This window comes from Protofrankia sp. CiT1, assembly GCF_917627335.1.
Classification (GTDB): domain Bacteria; phylum Actinomycetota; class Actinomycetes; order Frankiales; family Frankiaceae; genus Protofrankia.
On the sequence record NZ_CAKJTP010000234.1, the window covers coordinates 2,833 to 4,568 of the forward strand.

The 1,736-nt window shown below is 60.7% G+C and carries 2 protein-coding genes and 1 pseudogene; all 3 read right to left on the reverse strand.

Annotation, left to right across the window (positions count from 1 at the left end):
• Positions 1 to 30: 30 nt before the first annotated feature.
• Complete coding sequence (locus tag MJ785_RS20595; protein WP_239382428.1) at positions 31 to 411, reverse strand: GtrA family protein; 381 nt, start codon at positions 409 to 411, stop codon at positions 31 to 33.
• Between the two features lie 280 nt (positions 412 to 691).
• Positions 692 to 1,297, reverse strand: coding sequence for a hypothetical protein (locus MJ785_RS20600; RefSeq protein ID WP_239382429.1), 606 nt, complete (start codon positions 1,295 to 1,297; stop codon positions 692 to 694).
• 49 nt (positions 1,298 to 1,346) lie between these two features.
• A pseudogene (locus MJ785_RS20605) lies at positions 1,347 to 1,736 on the reverse strand (hypothetical protein); the annotation flags it as partial.

The following is a 1,736-nucleotide window of genomic DNA, read 5'->3' on the forward strand; positions in this document are numbered from 1 at the left end:
TCTTCGCGCAGCCCTGGGTCACCCTGGGGTTCACTCCGCTACGGTCATTCGGCGCGGATTGAAGATCCAAAATCGGAAGATGAAGTAGTTTACCACTTGTGTCGCAACGGTTGCGACGATCTTAGAGATCGTGTAGTAGGCCCAAAGGAAGCTGAGACCTTGAACGATGCCACCCGTCATTAAAAGATTGATACAGAACAGAGTGATCCACTGGAATAGTTGCGGAGCGATGGTTCCGGCCCGTGCGCCATCGAAGGCGAAGGCACGATTTAGTGCGAAGTTGACACCGAAACCGACTGCATTTGCGAGAATAGCCGCGACGCCCACCTCGACGTGCGCGGCGCTTCGGAGAAATACCAGGACCGCAGTGTCCACGGTAAAGCTGATCAAGGCGAAGGTAATATAGCGCACCGACGTTCGCCCGGCGAACGTTGCCGGAGACGATTCTCCGGCGAGCCACCTACTGACGTTCCGCACGCGGTGCCTTCACTTCCATATCGGGTCGGACGGCAGGCAGCTCCTCAGGTGCGCGCCGGGGACGTCATCGTTCTCGGGCACGCTCGGAGGGAGCCTCACCGATGAGAGTATCTGCGTACCGCAGGGGTCGCCCTTGCATCCTGGCCAGCCGCGTCATAGCGGCTCCGAGCGAGCTTTGTACGCGGCGGTGTCGGTCATGGCCGGCGGACTCGGGTCAGGACAGCGCGAGGTGAGCGAGCAGGTCCCTCGCCACCTGCCTCGTCTCCGAGGTCGGACAGCTCTCCCGGTGGACGGTGTGCGTGTCCAGATCCCGTGGTCCGAGGACGAGTTGGGAACCCGAGTTCCAGTTCTCCGAGACCATTGCCGTCACGGTTAGGTTGGGGTCCATGACGGCGGTCTGGTGGTAGGTGCGTGGCGGTACCAGGTACCGTTCTCCCACGCAGAAATTCTGCGCGCCGGCGACCTGGAAGGTCACCATCTCGCCGGTAGGTACGATGGTGTCGGTGGCGCTGGTGCTCCTGACCTTGAAGACCTGGTGGGTCGGCCGCTCACTGTTCGACAGCACCTCGATCTGCTGGTTTTGCACCCGGCCGAACAAGATATAACTGAAAAGCCGCCAGGTGTGGAGGTGGATTCTCGACACGGTGGGCGGCGTGATCCGCGCCCCGGCCCGCCAGACATGGATGCAGAGACCGTAGCGCTCCGAGCGGTTATCCTTATGGACACGTAGGCAGTAGAAGCCGAGGGGGTGCCTGATCATCGGCCGCTCGTAGACTCCGGACTGGATCGCGTCGAGGATCTCGCCAATGCGCGGCCCCACATTCTGGAGATCAACCCCCTCGCTGATCATAGTGGCGATGGAGGTGGTGTCAGGCTGACGGCACAAGAACATTGATGCCTGCCTTTCGCATGATGCTTTCAACGTTCTGGTCGGACAAGTCGTCGAGCCTCAGCCCCAATGCCGCGAACAGATTTCGCACCGATCCGACGCCCGGCCTCTGCCCCAAGATGATGTTTCTGGCGAAGTGCAGGGGGACGTTACGGGCCTGGTCCAGAGTTTGCCGCATCTGGTTGAGATAGAAGTCGTAGAGAACGCTGGACCGCCGGACTACGTGGCCGAACGCCCGGAGGTCGTCCTGAGTGACGATGACTGCGGTGGACGACAGATCCAGTCGGTAGGTGTTCAAGATCGACGAGAGTCCGACTCGTATGTCGATCCGGTCGTACCTCTCCTTATGCCAGAAGGCAGCGAGAATGGT